The sequence below is a fragment of the Alcanivorax sp. HI0083 genome (assembly GCF_001635175.1).
The window spans coordinates 1-1,302 of sequence record NZ_LWFX01001006.1 but is presented as its reverse complement, the minus strand read 5'-3'; the positions used below and the strand labels follow the sequence as shown (position 1 = coordinate 1,302).

The 1,302-nt window shown below is 58.1% G+C and carries 2 protein-coding genes; one reads left to right on the top strand and one right to left on the bottom strand.

Translation table 11 applies throughout. From position 1 onward, the window contains the following. On the bottom strand, positions 1–781 hold a 781-nt coding region (locus A3754_RS12220), incomplete at its 3' end, for a DNA topoisomerase (RefSeq protein ID WP_231880609.1). A 215-nt stretch (positions 782–996) separates the two neighbouring features. Between A3754_RS12220 and A3754_RS12215 the strand changes: the two genes are divergently transcribed. Further along, positions 997–1,302, top strand: a 306-nt coding sequence (locus A3754_RS12215) for a universal stress protein (RefSeq protein WP_063519908.1), incomplete at its 3' end; no start/stop codon positions are given.

Here is a 1,302-nt window from a genome sequence, read left to right as displayed (position 1 = left end):
TATTGGGCCGGAACGCCTGGCCGTTATGCTTGGCCACCTGCAGGCGCAGGGCTTCGCCGTCACCGCTGTGGGTGTCGCTGTACAGCTCCCAGAATTCTTCAGGGATAAAGGCGCGAATTTCACGCTCGCGCTCCACCACCAGCTCCACGGCCACCGACTGTACCCGGCCAGCGGACAGGCCTCGGGCAATTTTTTCCCACAACAGCGGGGAAATCATGAAACCCACTACCCGATCCAGAAAACGTCGGGCCTGCTGGGCTTCCACCCGGTGCAGGTCCAGCTTGCCGGGTTCTTCGAACGCCGCCTGAATCGCTTTCTTGGTAATTTCGTTGAATACCACCCGGTCAAACCGGTCATCGTCTCCGCCAATGACTTCCCGCAGGTGCCAGGCAATCGCCTCCCCTTCGCGGTCCAAATCCGTTGCCAGATAGATACGGTCGGCTTTCGCAGCCAGGCGCTTGAGTTCGTCGACCACCTTGTCCTTGCCGGGGAGCACCTCATAGTGAGCCGCCCAGCCTTTTTCCGGGTCGATCCCCATACGGTTAACCAGCTGTTTCTTGGCCTTCTTCTTTTTATAGGCGTCCCGCTCTTCTTTGGGCAGGGAACGGGTATACGCCGCCTCCTTGGCCCGCTCCTGAGGGGTGCTCTTTTTGGAGCCGCCACTGACCGGCAGATCCCGCACATGGCCGACACTGGACTTCACGATGAAGTCGTCGCCCAGGTAGCGGTTAATGGTCTTGGCCTTGGCAGGCGACTCCACAATTACTAGCGATTTTCCCATTCTCAGGTACTCAACATCCGGTCTAAGGCTCGTGATGGGCGCTATTTAGACAGCGCCGGTATAGGCGGGTCAAGCAGGAAGTGCCCCCGTTTTCCTTTTTTAGTAGTAGTACAGGCAGGCCTGCCAGGGCAACCCTCATCTGTGAAACAGCCCGCTGGCAACCCTGGCAAAGCGCGCTATACTGCAGGAAACCTCACGTTTTCAGGGAGAGAACCGTGCCCAGTCCCTACCGTAAAATCCTGGTTGCCATTGATGGCAGCGACGAATCCGCACAGGTGCTGTCCCGCGCTGCGGGCGTACTGTCGGGCAATGACGGCGAGCTCCATCTGATCCATGTCATCGAACCGCTGGCTCTGGCTTACGGCGCGGATGTGCCCATGGATGTGACGGACTTGCAAAGCGGCCTGATGAAACAGGCCCGTGAAATGGCAGACAAATACGCAGGGCAATACAAGATTCCCGAGACCAATGTTTACGTGGACATGGGATCCATCGAAAAGACCATTCTCGACAAGGCAGAC